At 49.0% G+C, this 24,683-nt stretch carries 18 protein-coding genes; 11 read left to right on the top strand and 7 right to left on the bottom strand.

What is annotated here, in order from left to right:
• Positions 1 to 9 precede the first annotated feature (9 nt).
• The gene (gene valS / locus EIH22_RS07060) at positions 10 to 2,670 is read right to left on the bottom strand and encodes a valine--tRNA ligase (protein WP_124055088.1); all 2,661 of its coding nucleotides are present in this window, start codon (positions 2,668 to 2,670) and stop codon (positions 10 to 12) included.
• A gap of 169 nt (positions 2,671 to 2,839) precedes the next feature.
• Here valS and EIH22_RS07055 point away from each other — a divergent pair, with 169 nt between their 5' ends.
• Positions 2,840 to 3,385, top strand: coding sequence for a coenzyme F420-0:L-glutamate ligase (locus EIH22_RS07055; protein ID WP_160149043.1), 546 nt, complete (start codon positions 2,840 to 2,842; stop codon positions 3,383 to 3,385).
• 93 nt (positions 3,386 to 3,478) lie between these two features.
• Entirely contained in the window at positions 3,479 to 5,539 is a 2,061-nt protein-coding gene (locus EIH22_RS07050; protein WP_200829205.1) for a potassium transporter Kup, read from the top strand.
• 105 nt (positions 5,540 to 5,644) lie between these two features.
• On the opposite strand, the gene EIH22_RS07045 is transcribed toward EIH22_RS07050, so the two are convergent.
• On the bottom strand, positions 5,645 to 6,055 hold the full coding sequence (locus tag EIH22_RS07045; RefSeq protein ID WP_124055086.1) for an iron chaperone: 411 nt from the start codon (positions 6,053 to 6,055) through the stop codon (positions 5,645 to 5,647).
• Positions 6,056 to 6,422: 367 nt separating this feature from the next.
• On the opposite strand from EIH22_RS07045, the gene EIH22_RS07040 reads away from it, so the two are divergent.
• From EIH22_RS07040 to EIH22_RS07015, 6 genes are read left to right on the top strand one after another with little or no spacing between them, the layout of a single operon-like run.
• On the top strand, positions 6,423 to 7,172 hold the full coding sequence (locus EIH22_RS07040) for a hypothetical protein (RefSeq protein ID WP_124055085.1): 750 nt from the start codon (positions 6,423 to 6,425) through the stop codon (positions 7,170 to 7,172).
• Positions 7,173 to 7,180: 8 nt separating this feature from the next.
• A complete protein-coding gene (locus tag EIH22_RS07035; RefSeq protein ID WP_124055084.1) occupies positions 7,181 to 8,464 on the top strand; it encodes an aminotransferase class III-fold pyridoxal phosphate-dependent enzyme in 1,284 nt (427 codons plus the stop codon).
• Positions 8,464 to 9,327 carry a transketolase gene (locus EIH22_RS07030; protein ID WP_124055083.1) on the top strand — a complete coding sequence of 288 codons (864 nt, stop codon included), beginning with the start codon at positions 8,464 to 8,466 and terminating at the stop codon, positions 9,325 to 9,327. The genes EIH22_RS07035 and EIH22_RS07030 overlap by 1 nt, the downstream gene beginning before the upstream one ends.
• 1 nt (position 9,328) lies before the next feature.
• Positions 9,329 to 10,339, top strand: coding sequence for a transketolase family protein (locus EIH22_RS07025; protein WP_124055082.1), 1,011 nt, complete (start codon positions 9,329 to 9,331; stop codon positions 10,337 to 10,339).
• A gap of 2 nt (positions 10,340 to 10,341) precedes the next feature.
• Positions 10,342 to 11,160 carry a hypothetical protein gene (locus tag EIH22_RS07020; RefSeq protein ID WP_124055081.1) on the top strand — a complete coding sequence of 273 codons (819 nt, stop codon included), beginning with the start codon at positions 10,342 to 10,344 and terminating at the stop codon, positions 11,158 to 11,160.
• Complete coding sequence (locus tag EIH22_RS07015) at positions 11,157 to 11,711, top strand: VOC family protein (protein WP_124055080.1); 555 nt, start codon at positions 11,157 to 11,159, stop codon at positions 11,709 to 11,711. The genes EIH22_RS07020 and EIH22_RS07015 overlap by 4 nt, the downstream gene beginning before the upstream one ends.
• A 220-nt stretch (positions 11,712 to 11,931) precedes the next feature.
• Here the strand turns inward: EIH22_RS07015 and EIH22_RS07010 are convergent, their stop codons facing one another.
• The 5 genes from EIH22_RS07010 to proC all read right to left on the bottom strand — a co-directional run bounded on the left by EIH22_RS07010 (position 11,932) and on the right by proC (position 18,644).
• Positions 11,932 to 13,050, bottom strand: a complete 1,119-nt coding sequence (locus EIH22_RS07010; protein WP_124055079.1) for a substrate-binding domain-containing protein — start codon at positions 13,048 to 13,050, stop codon at positions 11,932 to 11,934.
• Between the two features lie 115 nt (positions 13,051 to 13,165).
• Positions 13,166 to 14,422, bottom strand: coding sequence for a sugar ABC transporter permease (locus EIH22_RS07005; protein ID WP_200829204.1), 1,257 nt, complete (start codon positions 14,420 to 14,422; stop codon positions 13,166 to 13,168).
• Complete coding sequence (locus EIH22_RS07000; protein WP_456061856.1) at positions 14,419 to 15,999, bottom strand: ATP-binding cassette domain-containing protein; 1,581 nt, start codon at positions 15,997 to 15,999, stop codon at positions 14,419 to 14,421. Before EIH22_RS07000 ends, EIH22_RS07005 begins: the two co-directional genes overlap by 4 nt.
• Positions 16,000 to 16,505: 506 nt before the next feature.
• On the bottom strand, positions 16,506 to 17,621 hold the full coding sequence (ald, locus tag EIH22_RS06995) for an alanine dehydrogenase (RefSeq protein ID WP_124055077.1): 1,116 nt from the start codon (positions 17,619 to 17,621) through the stop codon (positions 16,506 to 16,508).
• Positions 17,622 to 17,819: 198 nt separating this feature from the next.
• Positions 17,820 to 18,644: a pyrroline-5-carboxylate reductase gene (gene proC / locus EIH22_RS06990; RefSeq protein WP_235001810.1), complete on the bottom strand. Its 825-nt coding sequence runs from the start codon at positions 18,642 to 18,644 to the stop codon at positions 17,820 to 17,822.
• A gap of 223 nt (positions 18,645 to 18,867) precedes the next feature.
• Between proC and EIH22_RS06985 the strand changes: the two genes are divergently transcribed.
• The 3 genes from EIH22_RS06985 to EIH22_RS06975 all read left to right on the top strand — a co-directional run bounded on the left by EIH22_RS06985 (position 18,868) and on the right by EIH22_RS06975 (position 24,678).
• Positions 18,868 to 19,611 carry an SDR family NAD(P)-dependent oxidoreductase gene (locus EIH22_RS06985; RefSeq protein ID WP_124055075.1) on the top strand — a complete coding sequence of 248 codons (744 nt, stop codon included), beginning with the start codon at positions 18,868 to 18,870 and terminating at the stop codon, positions 19,609 to 19,611.
• A 331-nt stretch (positions 19,612 to 19,942) separates the two neighbouring features.
• Complete coding sequence (gene ileS, locus EIH22_RS06980) at positions 19,943 to 23,164, top strand: isoleucine--tRNA ligase (protein WP_124055074.1); 3,222 nt, start codon at positions 19,943 to 19,945, stop codon at positions 23,162 to 23,164.
• On the top strand, positions 23,161 to 24,678 hold the full coding sequence (locus EIH22_RS06975) for a bifunctional folylpolyglutamate synthase/dihydrofolate synthase (RefSeq protein ID WP_124055073.1): 1,518 nt from the start codon (positions 23,161 to 23,163) through the stop codon (positions 24,676 to 24,678). The genes ileS and EIH22_RS06975 overlap by 4 nt, the downstream gene beginning before the upstream one ends.
• Positions 24,679 to 24,683 lie beyond the last annotated feature (5 nt).

Below are 24,683 nucleotides of genomic sequence, written 5' to 3'. Positions count from 1 at the left end.
CAATGACTATTATTGTTCCAGTTCAAATGCGGAAACGAGAACTAGATCTCCTTCGGCATTTTCATGTGTTATTGTGAATCCTCCATTGATATGAGTGGAGTTGGCGATGTCTTCACGAGCGGCTTCAACAGATTCCATAATACTTTCAGGAACCACCAGAGTGACTGATGAATACGCAGTACGTTGGCTCACTTTCTGTTCGGTCTTAACCTTACGCAAAGCTGAAAGAGCTTCACCTGAAGCGACCAAAACGTCAGAAGTAGCGTTACCAAAAGCTGGCTCCAGCTCCGAAACCGTGGGCCATGGAGCACGGTGGACTGAACCGGTACGGTACCAAGACCAAACTTCTTCAGTTGCGTATGGGAGGAACGGAGCGAAAAGTCGAACAAAGGTATCGACAGCGATATTCAAAGCTACGCGAGCTGAGCGGACCTCATCTTCACGCCCCTCGGTGGCGTACTTTTCTTCACGATCGTTCGCGCGCTCCTTGACTAGCTCAAGATAGTCATCACAGAAAGTCCAGAAACAGGTTTCAGAAACCTCTAGTGCCTTGGTGTGGTCGAAACCTTCTAAAGCTTCGGTTGCTTGTGCAACAACAGTGGCGAGTTCTGCAAGCATTGACTGATCAAGCGGGTTGGTCACTGCGCTTGGATCAAGTTCAACTGCAGCTCCAATCCCTGCCGTCTGCATTGCGAATTTCGATCCGTTAAGAACCTTCATAGCTAAGCGACGACCAATTTTCATCTGCTGCTCGTCAAATGCAGCATCCGTACCAAGTCGTGCCGACGTCGCCCAGTAACGGACTGCGTCGGATCCGTGCTTTTCAAGTAAGCCCATAGGGGTAACCACATTACCCTTGGATTTCGACATTTTCTTGCGATCAGGATCAAGAATCCATCCCGAAATTGCAGCGTGTTTCCAGGGAACTTCTCCGAATTCCAAGTGGGCACGAACCATCGTCGAGAAAAGCCAAGTACGAATAATGTCCTGACCTTGCGGTCGAACATCCATCGGGTAGACCTTTTGGAAAAGATCCTCATCAGTGAGCCACCCGCCGGCGATCTGAGGCGTAAGTGACGACGTTGCCCACGTATCCATAATGTCGATTTCAGCGGCAAATCCACCCGAGGAATTGCGTTTTGATTCATCGAATCCCGGAGGGCAATCGGTTGAAGGATCAACCGGAAGTTGGTCGATGCTCGGCACCAAAACGTCGTCGTAATCAACATCGCCTGATTCATCGATGCGATACCACAATGGGATTGGAACGCCGAAGAAGCGCTGGCGAGATACTAACCAATCGGTGTTGAGACCCTGGACCCAGTTTTCGTAGCGGACGCGCATGAATTCAGGGTGAAAGTCCACTTCCTTACCGCGGAATAGAAGGTTATCGCGCAAGTCGATGCCGTTGGACTCGGTGTATGGGTGTCCACCGTTACGGATGTACCACTGGCGTGAAGTGACGATTTCAAGCGGCTTATCGCCCTTCTCGAAGAAGTTTGTTTTGCGGGTGGTTGGCTTTTCATCGCCTACCATTTCGCCGGTTTCCTTGAGCTTCTCAACTAGAGCTTTGCGTGCAGAGAAAGTGGTCTTTCCAGCCATCTCTTCGTACATTGCTATGCCTCGAGGATCGGTGATCCAGTCTGGAGTGGTGTTGAGCAAACGACCGTCCTTGCCGAGCACTGAGCGCATCGGAAGGGAAAGCTCGCGCCACCACTGTACGTCGGTCAGGTCGCCGAAAGTACAGCACATCGCAATTCCGGCACCCTTGTCTATTTCAGCGGCAGGGTGGGCGAGCACTGGAAGTTCAACGTTGAAAACAGGTGAAGTAACGGTTGTATTAAATAGATGCTGGTAGCGCTCATCGTCTGGGTGGGCAATCAGCGCAACACAGGCTGGGAGTAGCTCTGGACGGGTAGTTTCAATCACTACATTCTCACCAGAGGCGGAGTGAAAAGTGAGTGCGTGGTAAGCGCCGGGGTAGTCGCGGGCTTCGAGTTCGGCCTGTGCAACAGCGGTTTGGAAGGTTACATCCCACAATCCTGGTGCCTGAGCTTGGTAAGCTTCCCCACGTTCAAGGTTCTTCAAAAATGCTGCTTGAGCAACCTTTTGCGCTTTCGCGCCGATGGTTTGATAATTCTGCTGCCAATCTACGGAAAGGCCAAGGTAGCGCCAGAGATTCTCGAACTGCTTTTCATCTTCAGCAGTTAGCTTCCAACACAACTCAATGAAGTTACGGCGTGAAATAGGTTTTTGATCGGCGTACTTAATCGATTTTCCGTCTCCGCCGTCGTGCGGAGGGACGAAGTCCTCGACGTAGGGGAGCGAAGGATCACAACGCACACCGTAGTAGTTTTGAACACGACGTTCGGTTGGAAGACCGTTATCGTCCCAACCCATCGGATAGAAGACGTTCATTCCCTGCATGCGCTTGTATCGAGCAACGACGTCGGTGTGTGTATAGCTAAAAACATGGCCTACGTGGAGTGAACCAGAAACTGTTGGCGGTGGTGTATCCACCGAAAATACTTGGTCGCGGCTGGTATCGCGATTAAATGAATAGGTGCCAGTTTCGGCCCAAGTCTTGCCCCAGCGGTCTTCTAGACCTTCAAGAGCGGCCCTTTCCGGAACCTCGGTGTGATCGAGCAATGCGGAGTTGTTTTCAGTCATGGTTCTATTCTCCCACGAATGTTAAGAATTCAGAATTCTCGTCTGGCCGCGTGGTGTGGTTCACCGTGCGGTTTCCTATATATGGGATGGAAAATTGACTAGTGCCTCTACAACTCCTCACTGATACAGGGATATGATCTCAAGGCTGCGGCAAGATAGAATCAAAACGATGAATATGCCTCATGAAAACAACGCACCTGAATTAGCATCGGTGATTTGCCAAGCCGTTCCGAATATTCCGATGGTGGCGAGCGGTGATGATTTGGCTGCTGTTGTCGCCGCTCCAATCGCGCGTGTGAGGTGGGAAAACGGTACTTGTGGTATGCGCGGAACGGATATCGTGGTGATTTCTAGCAAACTTGTTGCAAAGGCACAGGGGCGTTGGTTCCGTTTTGGCGAACGGCCGAGTGGATTTGTTAGTCGTTCTGGGATTCCTGCTGGTCTTGACCTTGACCCTGTTATTGAGGGTGATGCCGAAGCTGCAAAGATACGCCGAGGTCTCACCGCACGTTTTGGCGGGAGACCTGGAGTGATTATTTCATCAGATGGTGTGGGCATCGGAGTAGCTGGAATGGATCACACCACATCTGATGGATTGACGATTATTGCGCAATTGCTAGCTCTGCATAGGCGGGAAACAGGGGGAAAAGAGATGTTCCCTCTATCACTTATTCGTGGAGTAGTAGACGTATTGACGTGGGAAGATTGCCCGTAAAGATCGCGTTAAGTGGTGAGCATTTTAAAAAATTACCTGTAAAATAGGTCGCCAAATGTCTTGTTTTTAACTATGCGGTGTTAGGCTTTCGGCATGCAGTATGCATTCGATGAATTAGATGATCAGCAAGAATCTGAAGAAGAATCCAAACCAAACGCACTCACTGTGGATTCTCTTGAAGATACGGATAAGGCTATCCAACCATCGGAACCTGAAGTTCCTAAATCTGATCCCGCGCAAACTGGGGAAATAACCATGACGCGCCTTCCCGTAGCAAAATCGAGCCAAGCAGCTCTTATGCTTGCCGCTCTAGGCGTTATTTTTGGTGATATCGGTACTTCACCGCTTTATGCTATGCACGCAGTCTTTAATCTTGACCATGGTTTGATTACCCCTACCCAAGAGAATATTTACGGAATAATTTCTTTGGTATTTTGGTCCATCACCTTGGTTGTTACTTTTGAGTACCTTTTCTTGGTGATGCGTGCGGATAACGATGGCGAAGGTGGAATCCTTGCCTTGACTGCTTTGTTAAGGAAGACGACGAAGGGCACGAAACTATTCGGCCTCTTTACGTTCTTGGGAATTTTGGGTGCGTCATTGTTTTACGGTGACTCGATCATTACCCCGGCGATTTCGGTCATGTCTGCAGTTGAAGGTCTTGAACTTATTTCACCTTCAGCTAGCCACGTGGTTGTGCCGATTTCCTTAGTAATTCTGATTGTGCTTTTTTCAATCCAGAAGTTTGGCACCGGTAAAGTGGGGCGCTTCTTCGGACCGGTGATGGTTTGTTGGTTCCTTACGGTTGCATTGCTTGGAATTCCTCATATTCTGGAGCATCCGGGTATCCTTGCCGCTGTTTCTCCTCACCATGCAGTGCTTTTCGCTGTTCATCATCCTGTGATGGCGTTCGTTGCACTTGGTGCATCTGTTTTGGCGATTACCGGTGCAGAAACTCTCTATGCTGATATGGGACATTTCGGGAGAAAGCCAATTGTGCGTTCATGGTTGTTCCTTGTGTTCCCCTGCTTGATTATCAACTACTTGGGTCAAGGCGCCCTTCTAGTCAATAATCCAAAAGCGATCGCAAACCCATTTTTCAATTTGGTGCCAGACGTACTCTTGTGGCCGATCGTCTTTATTGCGACGACGGCAACTGTGATTGCATCGCAAGCTGTAATTTCCGGAGCGTTCTCGGTAACGCAGCAAGCACTGAACCTCGGTTTGGTTCCGCGCATGCGAATCCTTCATACGTCAAAGTCCGAAGGTGGCCAGATCTTCATTCCAACCATCAATGTAATGCTCATGGTGGGCGTTGCTACTTTGATTCTTGGATTTAGGTCCTCCGAGGCGCTTTCTAGTGCCTACGGTTTGGCCGTGACCGGCACTGAAATCCTCACTATGACGCTCTTTGCATCGTATGCACATATGGTATGGAAGTGGTCAATTGCTCGCTTACTCCCAATCCTGATCGTCGTTGGAGGGCTCGAGGTACTATATTTCGCTGCTAACGTTATGAAGATTCCCACCGGTGGTTGGCTACCAATCGTTATCGCCACCACGGTGGTCATCATTATGACGACGTGGATGTGGGGTTCGCACGCTATTCATAAACTTCGTGCTGAGCTGGAGATGCCGCTCGACGATTGGCTTACAAAGATCCGTGCGCTCAACCTTCCTCGTATTCCTGGTCAGGCAATCTACCTTCATCAGAACAAGGGAACTGTGCCGTTGGCGCTGAAGGAAAATGTGCGATTTAACCATACGCTGCATGAACAAATTGTGTTTGTGCGAGTGCTGGTTCGTAATATTCCGCACGTTCGCCACGTTGACCGCGTGAGCATTGAACGAATTGGTGAGGCTTCAGATGGCATTATGAGTATGACGATCCAACTCGGGTTTAACGACAATCAAAATATTCCGCATAACCTCAAGTGGAGTTCTGGTAAGGATCCGGATTTCGTCTATGCGAATGATGAAGCTCGGTACTTCCTCTCTGTTATGGATTTCCGGCCAAGCGACGAGACTCCTTGGTACCTGCGTTGGAGGCGGTCGCTCTATATGTTCCTCAGCAGAAACGCAGGGTCGCGAATGGAAGCATTCCGGTTACCTCGTCACCGCACAGTGATCATCGGTGGATCGGTTTACCTCTAAAATTTTCAATAACGTTGACTACGGTGGTGGGTGTACAGAAGATTTCTGTACACCCACCACCCTTTGTGGAGCTTCACAGCGCTTAGCTGTGTCGATTGGTGCAGGCTAACTGTGACGCCAAAATGTGGTGAGGCTGGCTTTATCTGCAATATTAAAATCAATGATGTCGTGAATTAGATCAAGAGGCACTTCGTCCTTCCAAGGGAAGCGAATGAGCATCTTTGAAAAGTCAATTTCCCGTTCTTTCAATTCATCGGCAAAGTGAAGGATTCCTTGCTGTTCGGGGCTGATGGACATATGAGCTTTTGCAAAGGATATTCCCAAGATAAATGTAGAGTTACGAGTAAACATTGGTTGATTCCAGGCAATCCTGAGTTTTAACTCTGGGTATTCGATCAAAATATGTTGAATCAGAGAGAGTGCTTTTTCCCTGTGTGAATAGTCCGCGATTTTGGATAGAATCGGTGCCAAAAACACCTTTACATCGTCGTCTTCATTCATTTCAATTGATGCCATATGTTAATAGTTTCAGTTCTCGGCAAAAAACGAAAAGAATTATTGAAATACCGAGTGTTTTTTGCTCAGAGCCTATTAATGAACAATGACTATCAGCTAGAGCTGGCTTGTAGACGCCACCGGATTCTGAGGTTTCTTAGCTGTGGTACGTCAAAAATATCTGTGACTACCCAATACCTTTCAGAATTTAAAATTAGGGCTCAAATTTAGAATTGTTCAAAATTTCTTTTATATTTGCTGGTTCTGCAGGCCGATTAGGTAATCAAAAGATAAAGAAAAAATTACTTAAAGAAACGTGTCCAAAAACACGAAAATAATGCGAACTCTCGGTACTATTATTTTTAAGCTCAACGAGGAGGCGACCTAAATGGATAATTCAACATTAAGTCGAGTCAATCTTTTCGGTGTGTTAAGAACGCTCGAAACTTTGGTTCAACTCGACGAAAAAGCTGCACAAGTCATCGCAAATGCAGATGAAATCATTCAATTTACCAGCCCTAAAGGCACAATTCGGCTGGTCATCAAAAATGGAACGATCAAGCATCTAGTCGGCGCTGGTCCGAACACCATGAACTTGGCGTTCCCAACTCCTTCAATGGTGAACAAGATGTTTGCAGGTACTGGCGCACCAATTCCTCTCAAGGGGATTCGTAAGATCAAGTTCCTGACTGGACCATTTACAGAACTCACGAATATTTTGACCGAATATCTCGTGCCAACCCCTGAGAAGCTTGCCGATGACGAATACCGACGTCGCAATACAATTCTCACCCTTCACATGGCTGCTTACGCTGTGGCGGAAATTGCAAATAATGATGAATACGGTAGAGAAGCTGCAAGCCGGATGCGCGATGGAGACCTACAGCTAGCAGTAATTGGTGGGCCAGCTTTGATCCTTCGAATCAAGGATCATAAGTTCCGTGTCGTCGAAGGGCTTTCAGAACGTCCAAGCTCGAAGATGGTCTTCGAGAATTTGAATGTTGCCGGCGGGGTATTACGTGGAGAAATCCCGAGTTTCGAAGCAGTTGGAAAAGATGAAATCCAGCTCGGGGGATTTGTTCCACACCTAGATAACTTCAATAAGTTGCTCGGACTTGTACCTCATTACCTTGGTTAGGATGAAAAATGGAAACCTACAAATATCCAAAGAGCTCAGAACTTTTCTTACGTGCCACTAAGGTAATCCCAGGTGGTGTATATGGACACTTAGGACCAGCTGAAGGTTGCTTCATGCCGGTAAGTAACTATCCGATTTACCTCGATCATGCACAGGGATCCTACTTCTGGGATCTCGATGGCAATAAGTTCATCGATTATATGTGTGCTTACGGTCCAAATATCTTGGGTTATAACGATCCAGATGTAAACGCTGCGGCGATGGCTCAGTACAAAAAGGGTGACTGCACGATCCTGCCGACGCAGAAGATGGTGGAGCTCGCAGAACTTCTTACCGATACAGTCGCCAATGCGGATTGGGCGTTCTTCGCAAAGAATGGTGGAGACGTTACCAGCCTTGCAGTTATGACTGCTAAAGCTGCGACCAATCGCGACAAGATTGTTATGCACTTCGGCGGATACCACGGTGTTGCACCTTGGACTCAACACGCTGATCACCCCGGTGTTACTAAGGCAGACGTATCTAATAACCTGTATACACCATTTGGTGACTTCTCAGCTCTGAAGAAGGTTGTATACGAAAACCGTGGAGAGATCGCAGCGATTATTTCGACGCCGTACCATCACCCAATCGTCGAAGATAACCGCATGGCACCTGAAGGTTACTGGCAAAAGGTTCGTGATCTTTGCAAAAAGGAAGGAATCCTACTGATTATCGACGACGTTCGTTGCGGTTTCCGCCTTGACGTTCGCGGATCAGATGTTCATTACGGATTTGATGCCGATCTGCTTTGCTACTGCAAGGCACTCGCCAACGGCTTTAACATTTCTGCTCTTGTGGGTAAAAAGGAATACATGGATGCGGTGTCCTCCGTCTTCTACACGGGTTCATACTGGCTCTCTGCTGTACCAATGGCTGCTGCAATTGCATGTATCAAGAAGATGCGTGAGATTGACGTTGCCAAGGTTTGCACAGAAAAGGGTATTAAGCTCACTGGCGGTTTGAAGGAGATAGCGTCCTCGCATGGATTTGATCTGCGCATTACTGGTGAACCCTCAATGTGGTTCATGCGTACCGCTGGTTACCGTGGTGAAGTTGATCCAAATAACTTCATCCATCAGGCATTCGTCGCAGAGTGTGTAAAACGTGGAGTATTTTTCGCAAACCACCACAACCTGTTCATCAACGCATCGCTCACGGATGACGATATCCAGCACACCCTCGACGTGGCTGATGAGGCATACCGTGTAGTAAGCAAAAATGCTAAGCAACTTCTCGGAAAGGTAATGTAATGTCACTCGATACAAAGACATGGCAACGCCTAGAAGACAAAGCTCACGAACTACGTTCATTGACTCTTGACACCGTCGTCTGGGCTGGAGGAGGTCACATAGGTGGTTCGCTTTCAGCTATGGACGTGCTTACGGTTCTCTATCACGAGATCATGAACTTCGATCCAAAGAAGCTAGATGGCCCTGATCGTGACCGATTCGTACTCTCCAAGGGACACATCGGCGTCGGCTTCGCACCGGTGCTCGCAGACCTCGGATGTTTTCCAAAGGACTGGTTGAAGAACTTTAACCACACCGGCTCCCCGCTCGGAATGCATCCAGACGGGTCGAAGGTACCGGGCGTTGAAATTGCAACTGGGTCCCTGGGGCATGGTCTCTCGATCGCAACCGGAATGGCTGCAGCTGCGAAACTATCCGGCAGGGCATTCCGTACGTACTGCCTACTCGGCGACGGTGAGTGTAATGAGGGCTCGGTTTGGGAAGCAGCTATGGCAGCTTCGCACTTCAAACTCGGTAGCCTCGTCGGAATCGTTGATCGGAACAAGGCGATGATCGATGGAATGACCGAAGACGTTATGTCACTTGAACCGTTCGCGGACAAATGGCGTGCCTTTGGCTGGGACGTTTTCGACGTCGATGGGCACAATATTCCACAGCTCGTCGAAACGTTCCGCGCTGCCGACACGATCAACGATAGACCTGTAATGGTGATAGCAAACACCATCAAGGGTGAAGGTATTGGATCGATTGCTGGTAACTACAAATGGCACTATGGCTCATTTGGGGCAGACCAAGCAGTTGAAGGTCATAAAGAACTCGATGCATACCATGCAAGCCGAGTAGCAAAGATCAAGGAGAAGTGAGATGGCTGGAGGATTAACCTACACGATGCTCGATGGTGCTGATATGGCGACGGCTGAAGTATATGGTCGTACCTTGGTTGAGCTCGCAAAGGAGCACCCCGAGATCGTTGGATTCTCAGGTGACTTGGCAAAGTCTACGAAGATCGGAATCTTGGCTGATACTTTCCCAGAGCGATTCTTCAACGTCGGTATTGCTGAGCAGAATATGTTTGGTATGGCCGCAGGTATGGCAAAGTGCGGATACGTTCCATTCGTATCGACGTTCGCGTCCTTTGCTACGATGCGTGCTCTTGAGCAACTACGTACTGACATCTGTTACGGAAACGCAAACGTTAAGGTCATTGCGACCCACTCCGGTCTTTCGTTCGGTCAGGCCGGATCAACCCACCAAAGTCCAGAGGATTTCGGAATTCTGCGCTCGATCTCAAACCTGGTAACTCTGTGTCCTGCAGACGGCATGGCAACCGCTCAGGCAGTTGAAGCTGTTTACGAGCATGTTGGGCCAGCTTACGTACGTGTTAACCGCGGATTTGATCAGAAGGTCTACTCCGAACCGATTCCAAATTTCCACATCGGCGGATCTCATACCCTTATGGAAGGTTCGGATCTGACCATCATGGCAACCGGTGCTCCGGTGTGGCGTGCAATGCAAGCAGCAGAGCGTTTACGTGCTGAAGATGGACTTTCGGTACGAGTCATTGATCTTTACTCGATCAAACCACTTGATGAAGAAACGATTAAGGTAGCAGTAGCTGAGACACGAAGGGTCATCACGGTTGAGGATGCAAACATTGCTCATGGGCTGGGCTCTGCTGTTGCTGATGTTGCGGTGAGCACTGGAAAAGGTTTTGCGTTCCGTAAGCTTGGAATCCCAGATGAGTGGGCAATGATCGGACAGCCTGAAGATTTGTTTGCTCACTACGGCTACGATGAAAACGGAATCCTCGAAACTGCTCGAGAGTTGATGCGCATCGAGATCGAGGAGGACGACGACTGGGATGATGAGGTCTGATTATGTCTGAGGAAAAAACTCAGGAAGATATCCGGTACCAGACCATCGTTTTTCTTAACGCCGTCGTACCCGTCTTAAAGCCAATCATTAACGAAACTCCGGCTTTGAAGAAAGCATTTCGTGGAAAGACGGGTGTGGTCCAGATTTCCGCTTTGACTGGGGAACTGGGAGACGACGGGCACCCTGGAAAGATCGCAACACATTTGATCGTCGAGGAAGGAGAGATTGAGGTCAAGCTAGGGGAACATGTAGCTCCAAACCTTGAGTTGGAATTCGCTTCGAGAGAGGACCTTAATGGATTCTTCACTGGAGACTTGAAACTTCCAAAGATGAAGGGGGCACTTTCGAATATGAGGCTATTGGTTGCCATCGTTCGATCGCTGCTTAAGATGTCCGCTCTTTTGGGAGCCACGGAGCCACCGGACGATCCAGATGATCAGGCACTTTTGGTTAAGTGCATGTTCTATCTGTTGACCAGCGGAATTTCACAGCTCAACAAGGCGAAACATCCACTCTTTCGTGACTGGGCAATTCGTCAGCCAGATCGTGTTTACCAACTAACCGTGGTTGGGCGCGAAGACCTTGATGCCTACATTCGTGTAAAGGGAGGACGATCTAAGGCTGTACGAGGCTCCTACACAAGGTCGAAGCCGTTTTTCGCAATGGCCTTTGATTCAACACGTAGTGCACTGGGAATCCTACTCGACGTCGATGACATGATTCAATCAACTGTTCAGCAGAAGATCGTCATGCAGGGAGCTCCAGAGTACGGTGCTGAGCTTGGTGAATTAATGCAAACAGTTGGAGGATATGCCAAATGAAGGACGTATTAAAGATGGTTAAGTCTTTCGTCACTCGAGGAAAGATTCATGGACTTAACCACTGTGGTGTGACAGTATCCGACTTCGAATCCGCAGTGAAATGGTACAACAAAATGTTTGGTTTCCACCTAGTCAATGAGCTGCATATTGACGGTGATGCCGCCGATAAGCTGGCATGTCTCTATGGACAGAAAGGGATGACGGTTCGTCTCGGATTCCTAGGGACTCAAAGTAATGCAATGCTTGAGATTTTCGAATTCAAGCCAAAGGAACTAGGTCAATCTACTCACTGGAATCAAGCAGGTTATTCGCATGCCGCAGTTGGTGTTTCCAATGTTCCAGCAGTGAAACGAACATTGGAAGCTAAAGGCGTCGAATTTGTTACCGGTGTCCAATTCACAGATGGTGCGCATTGGGCCTTTATGAAAGATCCGGATGGCAACCTAGTGGAGATCATTGATTTTCACGCCAACCGCATAGTCCTTGATCTGGCTTCCAACATTGTGGGTCGAGTCATGAAGAAGGCTAAGTTCGGCTCTTATTACATGTAAGACTAGTTACTCAGCTTTTTTTTGGGGGGGGGGAGAAAAAGTGCTTTCACACTTTTTCTCCCCCAATCTTTGTCTATGAACGCATTAGTTAATGGCATCTTTAAGAGGGAAAGAGTTGTTGACGATACTTCGCGGAAGTATGTAGGAAAATTTAAAGCACATAAGGGTGGAGGGTTGGAACGTCACGTTCCAACCCTCCACCAATAGTTGTGTCAACTAATTACTTGGTTGCACTCTTTACTACCTCGAGCTTCTTTGGCTCATCCTTGTAGACTTCAGTAGCGTTGTCCTTGGTGGCAACAACTGGGGTGAGAAGGAACGATGGAACGTCCTTTACCTTGTTGTTGTACTGCTTGGCATCAACCTTGATGCCATTGAGTTCAGCAACATCCTTTTTGCCTGCGATAAGTTCCTTTGCAAGAGCTACTACGTTCTCAACAAGTGGCTTCGTTGGCTTGGAGATGGTGGAGTACTGCTTGCCCTGCATAATCCACTTCAGTGACTCAAGCTCAGAATCCTGACCGGTTACTACTGGAAGTGGAGACTTTCCTGCCTGCTCAACCGAGGTAAGAGCAGCGCGAGCGAGGGTATCGTTCGGGGAAAGGATTCCATCTGGAACAGCTGCACCCGGGTAATGCTGCGTCAAGATTGCGTCCATGCGGGACTGTGCATTCTCTGGCTTCCATCCTTGGGTAGCAGCCTGAGCTTGGGTGTTCTGACCTGAAACGATCTTTACCTTGCCGGCCTCAATTTGTGGCTTGAGAACCGAGATCGCACCATCGAAAAACTTAGCAGAGTTTGAATCGTCGTTGGAACCAGCAATCAGCTCTATATTCCAAGGACCACCAGCCTTCTTTGCTTCGAGGCCCTTGAGAAGAGCTTCACCTTGTTTCACGCCGACACCGAAGTTGTCGTATGCAACGTAGTAGTCAATGTTCTTGGTCTCGAGAAGAAGACGATCGTATGCAATTACTGGAATCTTGGCATCTGCAGCCTTCTGGAGTTGAGTTCCAAGGGAGGTTCCGTCAACGGCGCCGATGATGAGTACCTTAACGCCGTTTGTGATCATTGCATCGAGCTGCTGCTGTTGCTGTGGAACACCGTCATTGGCGAACTGCACATCACACTTGAGATTCGAAGATTCACAGAGCTCATTGAAGTAGTTTTCTGCTTCAACCCAGTTCTCTGATGTTTTCTGTGGAAGGGAAATTCCGATGTCTTTGCCGCCAGAGGCGGACTCTGACTTTCCGTCGGATTTATCGCCAGCGTTGCCCGAACATGCAGACAGCGACAGTGCTGCTACTGCTCCGATCGCAGCGACCTTTTTAATCATTCGCATTTTTTACCTCACTTATGTTTAGTCCTGGTGCCCCAGGTTAGAGCGACATCGCTCCACGGCCGAAGCCGCAGTCTTAATATTTCAGCCGCGTGTGGCTGATTTATGACTCAATGCATTACGCCTGGGCCAATGCTGTTTGTTCAGTCTTGTCTTTCTTGATCCCTTTGGTTAAGGAACCAATGATGGATGGGCGACCCTGCATCTTAGAAAAGACGTCGAAGGCAACCGCGGCAAGGAGAACCAATCCCTTGACCATCGAAGTAACGTGAGCACCTGCACCAAGGAGCTGGAGTCCATTGTTGAGGAATGCCATAACCATTGCACCGACCATCGTTCCGCCAAGGGTTCCAATACCGCCCCAAACCGAGGCACCGCCGATGAATACCGATGCAATTGCATCGAGTTCCCAGTTCTGACCGTCGAATGGAGTTGAAGCTCCCGAGCGACCGACGAAGACTATCGCGGCAATTGCGGCTAAGAAAGCGGAGTTGAACATTACGAAGTAATTGATACGCCGTACCGAGATACCGGTGAGAGCTGCGGCAGTGCGGTTACCTCCAACCGCATAGACACCGCGTCCAAGCGGGGTATTGCGCGCGAGGAAGTTGTAGATCAGAAATAGACCGACGACGATCAGACCGGAAATTGGGAAGGAAGTTCCAGGACGTCCGGTTGCAAAAACCCATCCGAGAATGAGGATTGCTGCACTGAAGAATGCAAGCTGGGAGATGAAGATCCAGGTTGGATTTACTTCTGCACCTGCTTTGATCAGGCGTGCACGGCGACGCAACTTCATGAGAATTGTGATGATTGTTGCTAAAACCGCCAAGATAATTGTTTCGGTATTAACGATCCAGCTTCCAAAAGAAATCGGTGGAAGCCAGTTCATGTATCCGGCACCGAGCATCTTAATTTGACCTGGTACAGGGATAGAAGTGGACTTACCAATGAACTGGTTAAGACCACGGAAGAAGAGCATTCCGGCCAGAGTAACGACGAAGGCGGGAACTCCAACGATCGCAACCCAGAAACCGTTCCACAGACCAGCGAGGACGCCACAACCGAGCGCGATAAGTAGGCCTGCCCACCACGGCATACCGTTGACTGTCGTCATGATCGCTAGGACGATACCGACGACGGCGGCAACGGAACCTACCGAAAGGTCGATGTGGCCTGCAATAATGACGAGTACCATTCCCATTGCAAGGATCAAAACGTAAGCATTGCCAGAAATAACGTTCTGGAGATTCTGTGCTGAAAGAACGGTTCCGCCTGTTTGCCAATTGAAAAAGAGAATTTCCAGTAAGAGGACCATGACCATGGTCAGCTGGCGGAGGTTGCCACCGAGCAATTGTTTAATAGAAGCCATCATCGTTGGTAACTACTTTCTTGGATTGGATTTTTAGACGAGGTGGGGTTCATGAGGCGCATCAATGTTTCCTGATCGGCTTCGCGGGTAGGAACTGAGCCGGTGATGGCACCTTCGAAAAGGGTGTATACACGGTCTGTGATTCCGAGGAGCTCGGGGAGCTCAGAGGAGATGACGATGATCGCCATTCCTGCCTCTGCAAGTTTTGAAATCAGCGTGTAAATTTCAAATTTTGCGCCGACGTCAATACCTCGCGTTGGCTCATCGAGGATCAATACTTGTGGATCGGTGTACATCCATTTACCAAGAACAACTTTCTGCATATTTCCACCTGAAAGCGTGGAAACGCCGGTATCGATCGAAGGCGTCTTGATTCGTAGGTCACGTCGATATTCTTCTGTAATTTGACGGACGTGATGCCAGTCGATCGAGAGACCACCATGGGTAGCCTTCTTGTATTTGGCCGAAACTGTTTGCCCCTTGATGTCATCAAGAAGATTCAAGCCTTGAACTTTTCGATCTTCAGGAAGGTAGGCGAGTCCTGCGGCAATTGCTTGAGGAACGGTCTTGATCGTCACTTCTTTACCGTTAATGAAGATCTGACCGCTTTCAAAGACTCCATAGGAGCGACCGAAAATCGAGCGTGCCAGCTCGGTTCGTCCTGCGCCCATGAGTCCTGCTAGGCCGACTACTTCGCCTGCGCGAACGTTAAAGGATTCGTTCTTGCAAATAAATCGGTCCGTGTTGACGGGATGGCGGACGTTCCAGTTACGTACCTCGAACACAACATCACCAATCCGTGGTGAGCGATCAGGGAAGCGGTTATCCAGTGGTCGACCCACCATAGAACGGATGATTCGATCTTCGTCAATATTGCCATCGTCAACAGACATCGTCTCGATGGTCTTACCGTCGCGGATAACGGTAATCTTGTCTGATACGGATGCGATTTCGTTGAGCTTGTGAGAGATCATGATTTGAGAAACGCCACGCTCGCGTTGCTTCATCATCAAATCAAGAAGATGGGCGGACTCTTCTTCGTTCAGTGCCGAGGTCGGTTCGTCAAGAATAAGAAGCTTGACGTTCTTTGACAGCGCCTTGGCGATTTCGACGAGTTGTTGTTTGCCAACTCCAAGTTCTTTCACAGGAGTATCTGGATCGTCATCAAGACCTACTTCTGCTAGAAGGAGACGAGCACGCTTTCGAGTTTCGACCCAGTCGATGCTCATTCCGCTCTTAATCTCGCTGCCTAGGAAAATATTCTCGGCGATCGATAGTTCAGGAATAAGAGCAAGCTCTTGATGGATAATTACGATACCACGTGTCTCGGAATCGCGAATATTCTTAAATTGGCACTCTTCGCCTTCGTAGAAAATTTCGCCGGAGTAGGTGCCGTGAGGCCAGACTCCAGAGAGAACTTTCATAAGAGTGGATTTTCCAGCACCGTTTTCGCCACATAGTGAATGAATACTCCCTCGCGTGACTTGGAAGGTGACGTTGTCGAGTGCACGAACTCCCGGAAATTCTTTTGAGATGTTGCGCATCTCTAGGATGGTGGGATTCTCGGCAGTTGGGTTCACTGTGTCCTCCAATGACATCTTTGTCGTTATCTGCCCAGATAACGACTTTATCTTTACACACGCCACATGTGCCGTCAATTTGAATTATGTACAAAAATATTGATGAGTGGACGGTGGTTTTTCCCTGATCTTGCCTTAAAAGTAACAGGATGAAATTTTTTTGCAAGGTAAAAACCGAGGTAATTGAAGGAAATTGATTTCCTTCGTATACATTTCTGAAAATGAATGGTAAAAATTTCAAAGAAAACTGGTCGAAAATTCAGAAAAATACGCATAAAAATTAGTTTCAAAAATTCTGAAATTGGGTACTTGGGACTATTTTGTATGCTGTGTTTGCGAAACAATCTCAAATTGATGTCCGAACCGTTTTTGCGCTCTTAAAACCTGGGTTGTAGTGGTAGCCGAGAGTGAAATCATCGGATTAATAGGGTTGCTTGGAACGAGTGGTGCGCCGAGGATATGTAGGGTCCTCGACGCACCATAGCAAAATGCACTACTTCGGCACCTCAGGCGATAGCTTCTTGTGGGCGTTTGAAGTCTTGGCCGAATGCAGAAGCAACGTTCTCACAGTATAAGGCTCCGTCGTAAGTCATAAGACCGTGAAGGAGGTCAGGGCGAGCGCCTAGTGCTTCCTTCCAGCCCTTGTCTGCCAGGAGAAGCGCGTAGCGCATTGTTGCATTGGTGAGCGCATAAGTCGAAGTATGTGGCATTACGCCGGGCATATTTGCTACGCAATAGAAGGTTGAATTGTGAACCTTGAAGGTGGGGTTGGTGTGGGTGGTTGGATGGGAGTCCTCGAAACAACCACCCTGATCGATAGCGATATCAACTAGAACTGATCCTGGCTTCATATTGGCAACCATTTCATTAGTTACGAGGTGTGGAGTACGAGCACCAGGAATAAGTACAGAACCGATAACAACATCAGCGTCGCGCAGAGCTTCTGCAACTGCGAGTGGTGTTGAGTAGGCGGTATCAATTTCGTCGCGGTTTACGTCCTCGAGGTACATGAGGCGTTCGATGTTGATGTCAAAGACGGTGACTCGAGATCCCATACCGGCTGCCACTTTTGCTGCTTCATAGCCAGCGGTTCCGCCACCGAGTACAACGGTCTTGGCGCGTGCGGTTCCAGCGGTTCCACCCATAAGAATGCCGCGTCCGCCCTCAGACTTCATCAGGAGGTTTGCAGCGACTTGGGCGGATAAACGGCCAGCAACTTCTGACATCGGAGATAGAAGTGGCAAACCACCCTTTTCGGTTTGGACGGTCTCGTAAGCAATCGACGTAACATTCTTCTCAAGCAGTTTATCAGTGAGAGGGCGATCAGCAGCGAGATGGAGATAAGTGAAAAGGACTTGACCGTCCTTCATGAGTTCGTACTCGGACTCGATAGGTTCCTTGACCTTCATGATCATCTCAGCTGTGGACCACACGTCTTCAGCGGTTGGCAACAACTCTGCTCCCGCGGAAAGGTATTTGTCATCGGAAATCGATGAACCAATTCCAGCGCCCGTTTCGATATAAACGGTGTGACCATGTTTAAGGAGAGCATCTACACCCTGTGGGGTCAGGGCGACGCGGTATTCGTTGTTCTTAATCTCTTTAGGTACACCAATGATCATGTCTTCAACTCCTTTGTGGAAACAACTGGTGGTACTCACAATATAAAACGTTTTTGAGACCTTATGTGGCGAATTCGAAAAACTAATACCGAAAGTTTTATGAAACTTTAAGTTTCTATAACAAGGTTGAAGATATTTAGGCTGGTGGAACTACGTATTTGCCTGAATTAAGGTAAGTAATGACAAGAAAAATTCATCTCACTTGGATTGAGAAATTTTTTTGTCTTGCTGAATTGCGGCCTCAACTCCGGTCACCACAGAATTAGTAAATCCTGCTTTTTCCATTGAGATCAGTCCAGCGATAGTGGTGCCACCAGGCGATGTGACCGTGTCTACAAGCGCCTGGGGGCGAACGTCGTCGGGAAGATTCTCTAATACAAGTTCAGCTGCACCTTTTACGGCTTGTGCGGCGATGCGTAGCGATTCGTCTTTCGTTAGCCCAGCGGCTACTGCGGCTCGAGACAATGCATCTATATAGGTGAAAGTCCACGCGGGGGAGCAGCCGGCAATTGCTGCAAAAGCTCCGAAGTTCTTTTCTGGGATCGTGGTCACTTCACCAATTGCCTTGAAAATGTTTTCCACGTGGGCAAGCTCGTCTTGTGTAACAGTGGAGTTAGGGCAAAGTGCCGTCATGCCCGAAAGAATGGAAGATGCAACATTTGGCATTGCACGAACAATCTTTTGCTCGGTCCCAGCAAACTGGATCAGTGAAGAAATCTGAGTTCCGGCTGCAACCGAAACCAAAATATCTCGGTTATTACGCGCAATAGGTGCGATTTCTTCGAGTACTTCGGCCATCTGGTAGGGCTTAACTGCAAGAATAATCGTGGCGTTTTTCCCAAGTTTTTCGACTAACTCAAGATTGGAAGAAACAAATGAAACACCGTATTCATCCACGACCTTCTCTGCCTTTGATGAATTTTTTCGAGTAAATACGATCTCTGCCGGTGCCACGATCCCAGCTGAGATAACGCCACGTAGGATTGCGCTTCCCATTGAACCGACTCCGATGAAACCAAGCATTCTTCCTCCAGTCTTCGTTTTCTTCACTCTACTCGTAGCGGTTCGATACAAGTCAAGTAGACAGGTTCGGGATAAGATTTCAAGCCGATAGTAAAGGGCGTAGAATCACTTCAGAGTCTTGGGTTCAATCGATAAATGGGGTCCAACACCAAAACCTGAAAATCCGCGAATTAGTTTCGTGTTTGTGGTTACCTGATTCGAATCAGTCAAAGGAGAGATAACAATGGCAAAACGTGCGCTAGTTACAGGAGCGTCAACCGGAATCGGTGCGGCGATTGTACGATCTCTTTGTGCATCTGGTTACCAGGTACTTGCCACTGCGCGGCGTGAAGAAAGACTGCAAGAGCTAACGGATCGTTGTGGGGCGAATTACGTTGCCGCTGACCTCACTACCGACGATGGCATCGCCGCAGTCGGTGAAGCGATCGATACCTACGGGTCAATTGACGTACTAGTTAACTGCGCAGGTGGTGCACTAGGTATGGACACCGTAGTAGACGGAAACGTTGATGATTGGCGTCGAATGTATGAAATCAACGTTGTTGGCGCCTTGCGGGTTACGCAGCTGGTCTTGCCGCATATGAAAGAAAACGGTGGTGACGTCGTCTTCATCTCCTCCACCGCCGGTCACGGTACCTATCCGGGAGGGGCAGGATATGTCGCTGCTAAGCATGCTGAGCGGCAAATTCCGGCGACTTTACGTCTAGAACTCGTTGGATTTCCCGTGCGAATCATCGACATTGCACCTGGAATGGTCAAAACTGAAGAGTTCACCCTTAATCGTTTACGTGGCGATGTGCACGCAACTGAAAAGGTATATGAGGGAGTAGAACAGCCACTAGTTGCCGAAGATATTGCAGAAGCTGTTCGCTGGGCTGTTTCACTTCCTCCGCACGTCAACATCGATTCGATGATCGTTCGCCCGGTTGCGCAAGCTTCCAATACGCTCGTGGCGCGGAAGAAATAGCGATAGTTTTTGAATTTTGATTCTGCTTGGTCCAGGTTCGAGTGGAGATCAAAATATTAATCGACCCACAAAAACGTCTATCGAGGCAAACCAGCTAGCTTGATGCCTGTCGGCAAGCTAAACTGTGCGTTAGAAAAGGCGTAGATCCGGCAATCACCGGGGAGCTTCCGGAAGAACGGCGGGAAACTGCTCAGTAGAACCGGACGGTTGGACTCGTCATCAGTCTCCAAAGAGCGGTTAGGGGAGCACTCCCTTAACAAGCGAGGTGGTACCGCGGTAAAGAGTGTGACTCTGCGTCGTCCTCGCCGTGACCCACTATGAGGAGACAAATATGTGCGAGCGTCAGCACTATCCGTTACATCGTGATGGCGATGTTGTTGCATCCCCAAATCTTCCAAAGATTGAAGAAGGCGTTCTTGCGTACTGGGAACAAGATAAAACGTTCCAAGCATCGATTAGTAACCGTGAAGCGGGCAGCAAGGGCTCAAATGAATTCGTGTTTTATGATGGCCCTCCATTCGCGAATGGTCTTCCACATTACGGGCACTTACTCACTGGATACGTCAAGGACTTAGTCGCCCGGTTCCAAACGCAACTGGGGCATAAGGTTGATCGTGATTTTGGTTGGGATACACACGGTCTTCCTGCTGAACTTGAAGCTGAGAAGATTCTGGGTATTGAAGATAAATCAGAGATTGAAACCATCGGCATCGAGAAATTCAATGATGCGTGCCGTTCCTCTGTTATGACCTACGCAAACGAATGGAAAGAGTACGTTACTCGCCAGGCTCGTTGGGTCAATTTCGACGGCGGTTACAAGACACTCGATCCAACCTTTATGGAATCAGTTATCTGGGCGTTCAAGCGCCTCTGGGATAAAGGACTAGTCTACGAAGGTTACCGTGTTCTCCCATACTGCTGGAACGATGAAACCCCGCTTTCAAATCATGAGCTGAAGATGGATGATGACGTCTATCAGGATCGTCAGGACCAAACTGTGACTGTTGGCTTGCGGATGGAATCCGGTGAGTTGGCGCTAATCTGGACCACGACTCCTTGGACGCTTCCCTCGAACCTCGCGATCGCTGTTGGACCCGAGATCGATTACGTGACGGTAGAGCCGACTGAAGGCGTGCTCGCGGGTGAAAAGGTAATCGTAGCTGAGCCTCGCCTCGCTGCATATGCCAAGGAACTCGGTGACGAGCCGACGATCCTCAAGCGCGTTAAAGGTAGCGAACTGGCGGGTCAGCGTTACTATCCAATTTTTGATTACTATAGTCGAGAATCAGAAGCTCCGGGTCACAATGCTTGGCAGATCTGCACCGCAGATTATGTTTCTACAGAAGATGGTACCGGTCTGGTTCATATCGCTCCCTACGGTGAAGACGATATGTTCGTTTTGGCTGGTGCGGAAATCAAAGTAGTAGAGACCGTTGACGAAGGCGCGAAATTCTACAACGCAGTTTCCGATTATGCCGGTATGCACGTATTTGATGCTAACCGTCCAATCATTAATGATTTGCGAGATGGAACTGGATCGATGGCGCGTCGTCCGGAGAACGAACGCGCAAAATTGATTCGCGAACAGTCCTACGTCCACTCCTACCCGCACTGCTGGCGCTGCCGCAAACCACTCATCTACAAGCCAGTTACCTCTTGGTTTGTAGCGGTTACGGAATTCCGTGATCGTATGGTGGAACTTAACCAAGAAATTACGTGGCAGCCCGAGCATATTAAGGACGGTATTTTTGGAAATTGGCTCGCAGGCGCTCGTGACTGGTCGATTTCACGAAATCGTTACTGGGGAACTCCGATCCCGGTGTGGAAGTCTGATAACCCGGATTACCCACGCATAGACGTCTATGGTTCCTTCGAGGAACTTGAGCGCGATTTTGGTCGCTTGCCACTTGACCGTGATGGACAACCAAATCTGCACCGTCCATTTATTGACGATCTAACGCGTCCAAACCCAGATGATCCGACCGGTAAATCTACGATGCGTCGCATCCCAGATATCCTTGACGTTTGGTTTGATTCGGGATCGATGCCGTATGCACAAAAGCATTATCCGTTTGAGAACGAAGAATGGTTCGAGAGCCACTTCCCAGGTGACTTTATCGTCGAATATATTGGACAGACTCGCGGTTGGTTCTACACCATGCACGTCCTTTCGACTGCACTATTTGATCGTCCAGCATTTACCTCGTGTATTTCACACGGCATTATCCTAGGAAACGATGGACGTAAAGCTTCAAAGTCGCTACGTAACTATCCAGATCCCATGGAGATGTTCAACGTTTACGGTTCCGACGCCGTTCGCTGGATGCTCATGAGCTCCCCGGTTCTACGTGGTGGCAACTTAGTAGTTGCAGAAGAGGGCATCCGCGAAGCGGTCCGACACGTTATTCTTCCCGTGTGGAACAGTTACTACTTCTTTGCTCTCTACGCTGGGGCTTGCCGAAACGGTGACGGCTACGTGGCTAAGATAGTCGATTTCTCTAACCCAGATGTGGTCAATGCCCTTGATGTTATGGATCGCTATCTCTTGGCGCGCACCGCAAAATTAGCCAACGAAGTCCGTGAGCACTTCGTTGGTTTGGATATTCCATCTGCCACCAGCGCCGTACGCGACTACCTAGACCTCTTAACCAACTGGTACGTCCGAACGCAGCGTGATCGCTTCTGGAGTGAAGACGATGCTGCGTTCGATACGCTTTACACCGCACTAGAGACGCTAACACGTGTTATTGCTCCGCTGGTTCCAATGATCTCCGAGGAAGTTTGGCGCGGTTTAACTGGAAAGCGTTCGGTTCATCTCGAAGATTGGCCAGAGCTCCCAAATGACATCGCCGACGTGATCCTTGTTTCAGCGATGGACGAAGTTCGCGACGTCGTCTCCAATACGCATGCTTTGCGTAAGGCGAACAAGCTCCGTGTTCGCCAACCACTGCAGGCATTGACTGTGGTGACAGACCAAGATCTGCATCCGTTCGTAGATCTCATCGGTTCTGAAGTAAACGTCAAGAACGTGAAGATCTTGACGGCTGAAGAATCTGGATTGGCAGTTTCGCACGAGCTGGCGGTTCTTCCGCGCGAACTTTCCCCTCAGATGCGTAAGCAGACCTCTGCGCTCTTTAAGGCAGCAAAAACGGGTGCGTGGAAACTCGTTGACGGTGGCGTAGAAATGCAAGTTGAGCCTGCAGTTATTCTTGAACCGCATCAATTTGAATTGACAACAGTTGTTTCAGCAGATGAGGGCTCAGTAGCTACGGTCCTTAGCTCGGGAGCGTTCGTTGTTCTTGACACCGTCCTTACTCCAGAACTCGAAGCTGAAGGCTACGCTCGAGATGTCATTCGCGCGATTCAAGACAAGCGTAAGTCGGAAGATCTGCATGTGGCAGATCGCATTCGCCTTACTCTTGTGGTTCCGCAACAGCATGTTCAAGCTGTTCAAACTCATCTTGAAATGATTAAGTCCGAAACCTTGACGCTTGAAGCTGCCATTGAAGCCGGTGGCGACGAGCTTGAAGTAAGCGTAGAAAAGATTTCATGACGGAAAACGAAAACGAATCTGTGAACGACGATTTCGATCCCGATGCCGTCGCCCTAGAGGCGCTACTTAGCTCGGGCTTGATCGGGGGACCAGATCCCTCGATTATCGAGGAGATCAAGGCAGAGCCTGATCCGACGTATCAGTTGGCAAATGACGTGGCGTTGGAGAGTCGCGTGCAAGAAATCTATGAAGAGATTTCGGCACGCGCTCCCGAACACAACGTACAGCCATCGTTAAGCCGGGTGTCGGACTGTCTCGATCTATTGGGAAACCCACAAAACGCTTATAGGTCCATTCATATCACGGGCACCAACGGCAAAACATCTACCGCGAGAATGATTGAGGCTCTGCTTCGCGAACGAGGTTTACGTACCGGTAGGTTTACGTCCCCACACCTTTCGTCCGTCCGCGAAAGAATCACCCTCGATGGGCGTGCGATTTCTGCGGCTGATTTTATCGATACTTGGGAAGACGTCAAGCCTTTTATCGACTTAATCGACGATCGCTCAGTTGCTCATGGTGGTCCGCGGATGTCTTTCTTCGAAGTTTTCACCGTAATGGCATATTCGGCCTTTGCGATGGCGCCTATCGACGTCGCTGTAGTTGAAGTCGGAATGGGCGGTCAATGGGATGCCACCAACGTCATTGACGCTGATGTTTCAGTTCTTATGACGGTTGCTATCGATCACCAAAAATGGTTGGGTTCAACTCTTCGTGAGATCGCAACTGAAAAGCTAGGAATCCTCAAAGAGGGTAAAACTTTGGTTTGTGCACCACAAGATGCGGAAGTGATGGAACTTGTAGTCCAAAAAGTGCTTAATCAGCACGCTTCCTTGATTCTTGAGGGTAAAGACTTCACCGTTGTAAGCCGTGAACGAGCGGTCGGTGGGCAGATGATGACGATCAAGACACCGGCAGCGACCTATGTCGATGTGCCGTTAGCGATGATTGGTGCCTACCAGGCTAATAATGCTTCAGTTGCTATATCCGCTGTTGAGGCATTCTTTGGCGGAGGCGCACTGGGCGGTGATGTTGTTGAACACGCGCTGATGTCCACCACTTCACCGGGTAGACTTGAAATCGTTAAGGGATCACCGGCGATTATTGTTGATGCGGCCCACAACCCAGCAGGTGCTTTAGTTACTGTGGAAGCATTGGAAGAGTATTTCCCGGGTCCACGCGTGGTGGTATTTTCAGCGATGGCCGATAAAGACGTTGAAGGAATCCTAAGTAATATTGAACCAGCGTTCTCTGCCATCGTGGTTACTGAAATTGGTGGTCCGCGAGCCATGGACATCGAGGAACTCGAATCGATTGCTCTCGATATTTTTGGTGAGGACCGCGTAATTGTTGAACCAGACTTGGGAAATGCAATTACCACCGCAGCCGATATCGCGGAAACGGTAGACCCCGATTCAGTTGCTCCTGCTTCGGTTGTAGTCATGGGGTCAATCATGCTTACAGCACAGGCTCGTGAAATTTTAGGAGCCAGAAAGCCCGACGGTCTGGCTTAATCGTA

Origin of the sequence: Arcanobacterium ihumii (assembly GCF_900604515.1) — a bacterium.
In the GTDB taxonomy this organism is placed as follows: domain Bacteria; phylum Actinomycetota; class Actinomycetes; order Actinomycetales; family Actinomycetaceae; genus Arcanobacterium_A; species Arcanobacterium_A ihumii.
This window is presented reverse-complemented; position numbering and strand designations above follow the sequence as displayed.

Coding starts and splice junctions, on each gene's coding strand:
- valS (WP_124055088.1), bottom strand. CDS start 2,670: ATGACTGAAAACAACTCCGCATTGCTCGATCACACCGAGGTTCCGGAA.
- EIH22_RS07055 (WP_160149043.1), top strand. CDS start 2,840: ATGAATATGCCTCATGAAAACAACGCACCTGAATTAGCATCGGTGATT.
- EIH22_RS07050 (WP_200829205.1), top strand. CDS start 3,479: ATGCAGTATGCATTCGATGAATTAGATGATCAGCAAGAATCTGAAGAA.
- EIH22_RS07045 (WP_124055086.1), bottom strand. CDS start 6,055: ATGGCATCAATTGAAATGAATGAAGACGACGATGTAAAGGTGTTTTTG.
- EIH22_RS07040 (WP_124055085.1), top strand. CDS start 6,423: ATGGATAATTCAACATTAAGTCGAGTCAATCTTTTCGGTGTGTTAAGA.
- EIH22_RS07035 (WP_124055084.1), top strand. CDS start 7,181: ATGGAAACCTACAAATATCCAAAGAGCTCAGAACTTTTCTTACGTGCC.
- EIH22_RS07030 (WP_124055083.1), top strand. CDS start 8,464: ATGTCACTCGATACAAAGACATGGCAACGCCTAGAAGACAAAGCTCAC.
- EIH22_RS07025 (WP_124055082.1), top strand. CDS start 9,329: ATGGCTGGAGGATTAACCTACACGATGCTCGATGGTGCTGATATGGCG.
- EIH22_RS07020 (WP_124055081.1), top strand. CDS start 10,342: ATGTCTGAGGAAAAAACTCAGGAAGATATCCGGTACCAGACCATCGTT.
- EIH22_RS07015 (WP_124055080.1), top strand. CDS start 11,157: ATGAAGGACGTATTAAAGATGGTTAAGTCTTTCGTCACTCGAGGAAAG.
- EIH22_RS07010 (WP_124055079.1), bottom strand. CDS start 13,050: ATGCGAATGATTAAAAAGGTCGCTGCGATCGGAGCAGTAGCAGCACTG.
- EIH22_RS07005 (WP_200829204.1), bottom strand. CDS start 14,422: ATGATGGCTTCTATTAAACAATTGCTCGGTGGCAACCTCCGCCAGCTG.
- ald (WP_124055077.1), bottom strand. CDS start 17,621: ATGATCATTGGTGTACCTAAAGAGATTAAGAACAACGAATACCGCGTC.
- proC (WP_235001810.1), bottom strand. CDS start 18,644: ATGCTTGGTTTCATCGGAGTCGGTTCAATGGGAAGCGCAATCCTACGT.
- EIH22_RS06985 (WP_124055075.1), top strand. CDS start 18,868: ATGGCAAAACGTGCGCTAGTTACAGGAGCGTCAACCGGAATCGGTGCG.
- ileS (WP_124055074.1), top strand. CDS start 19,943: ATGTGCGAGCGTCAGCACTATCCGTTACATCGTGATGGCGATGTTGTT.
- EIH22_RS06975 (WP_124055073.1), top strand. CDS start 23,161: ATGACGGAAAACGAAAACGAATCTGTGAACGACGATTTCGATCCCGAT.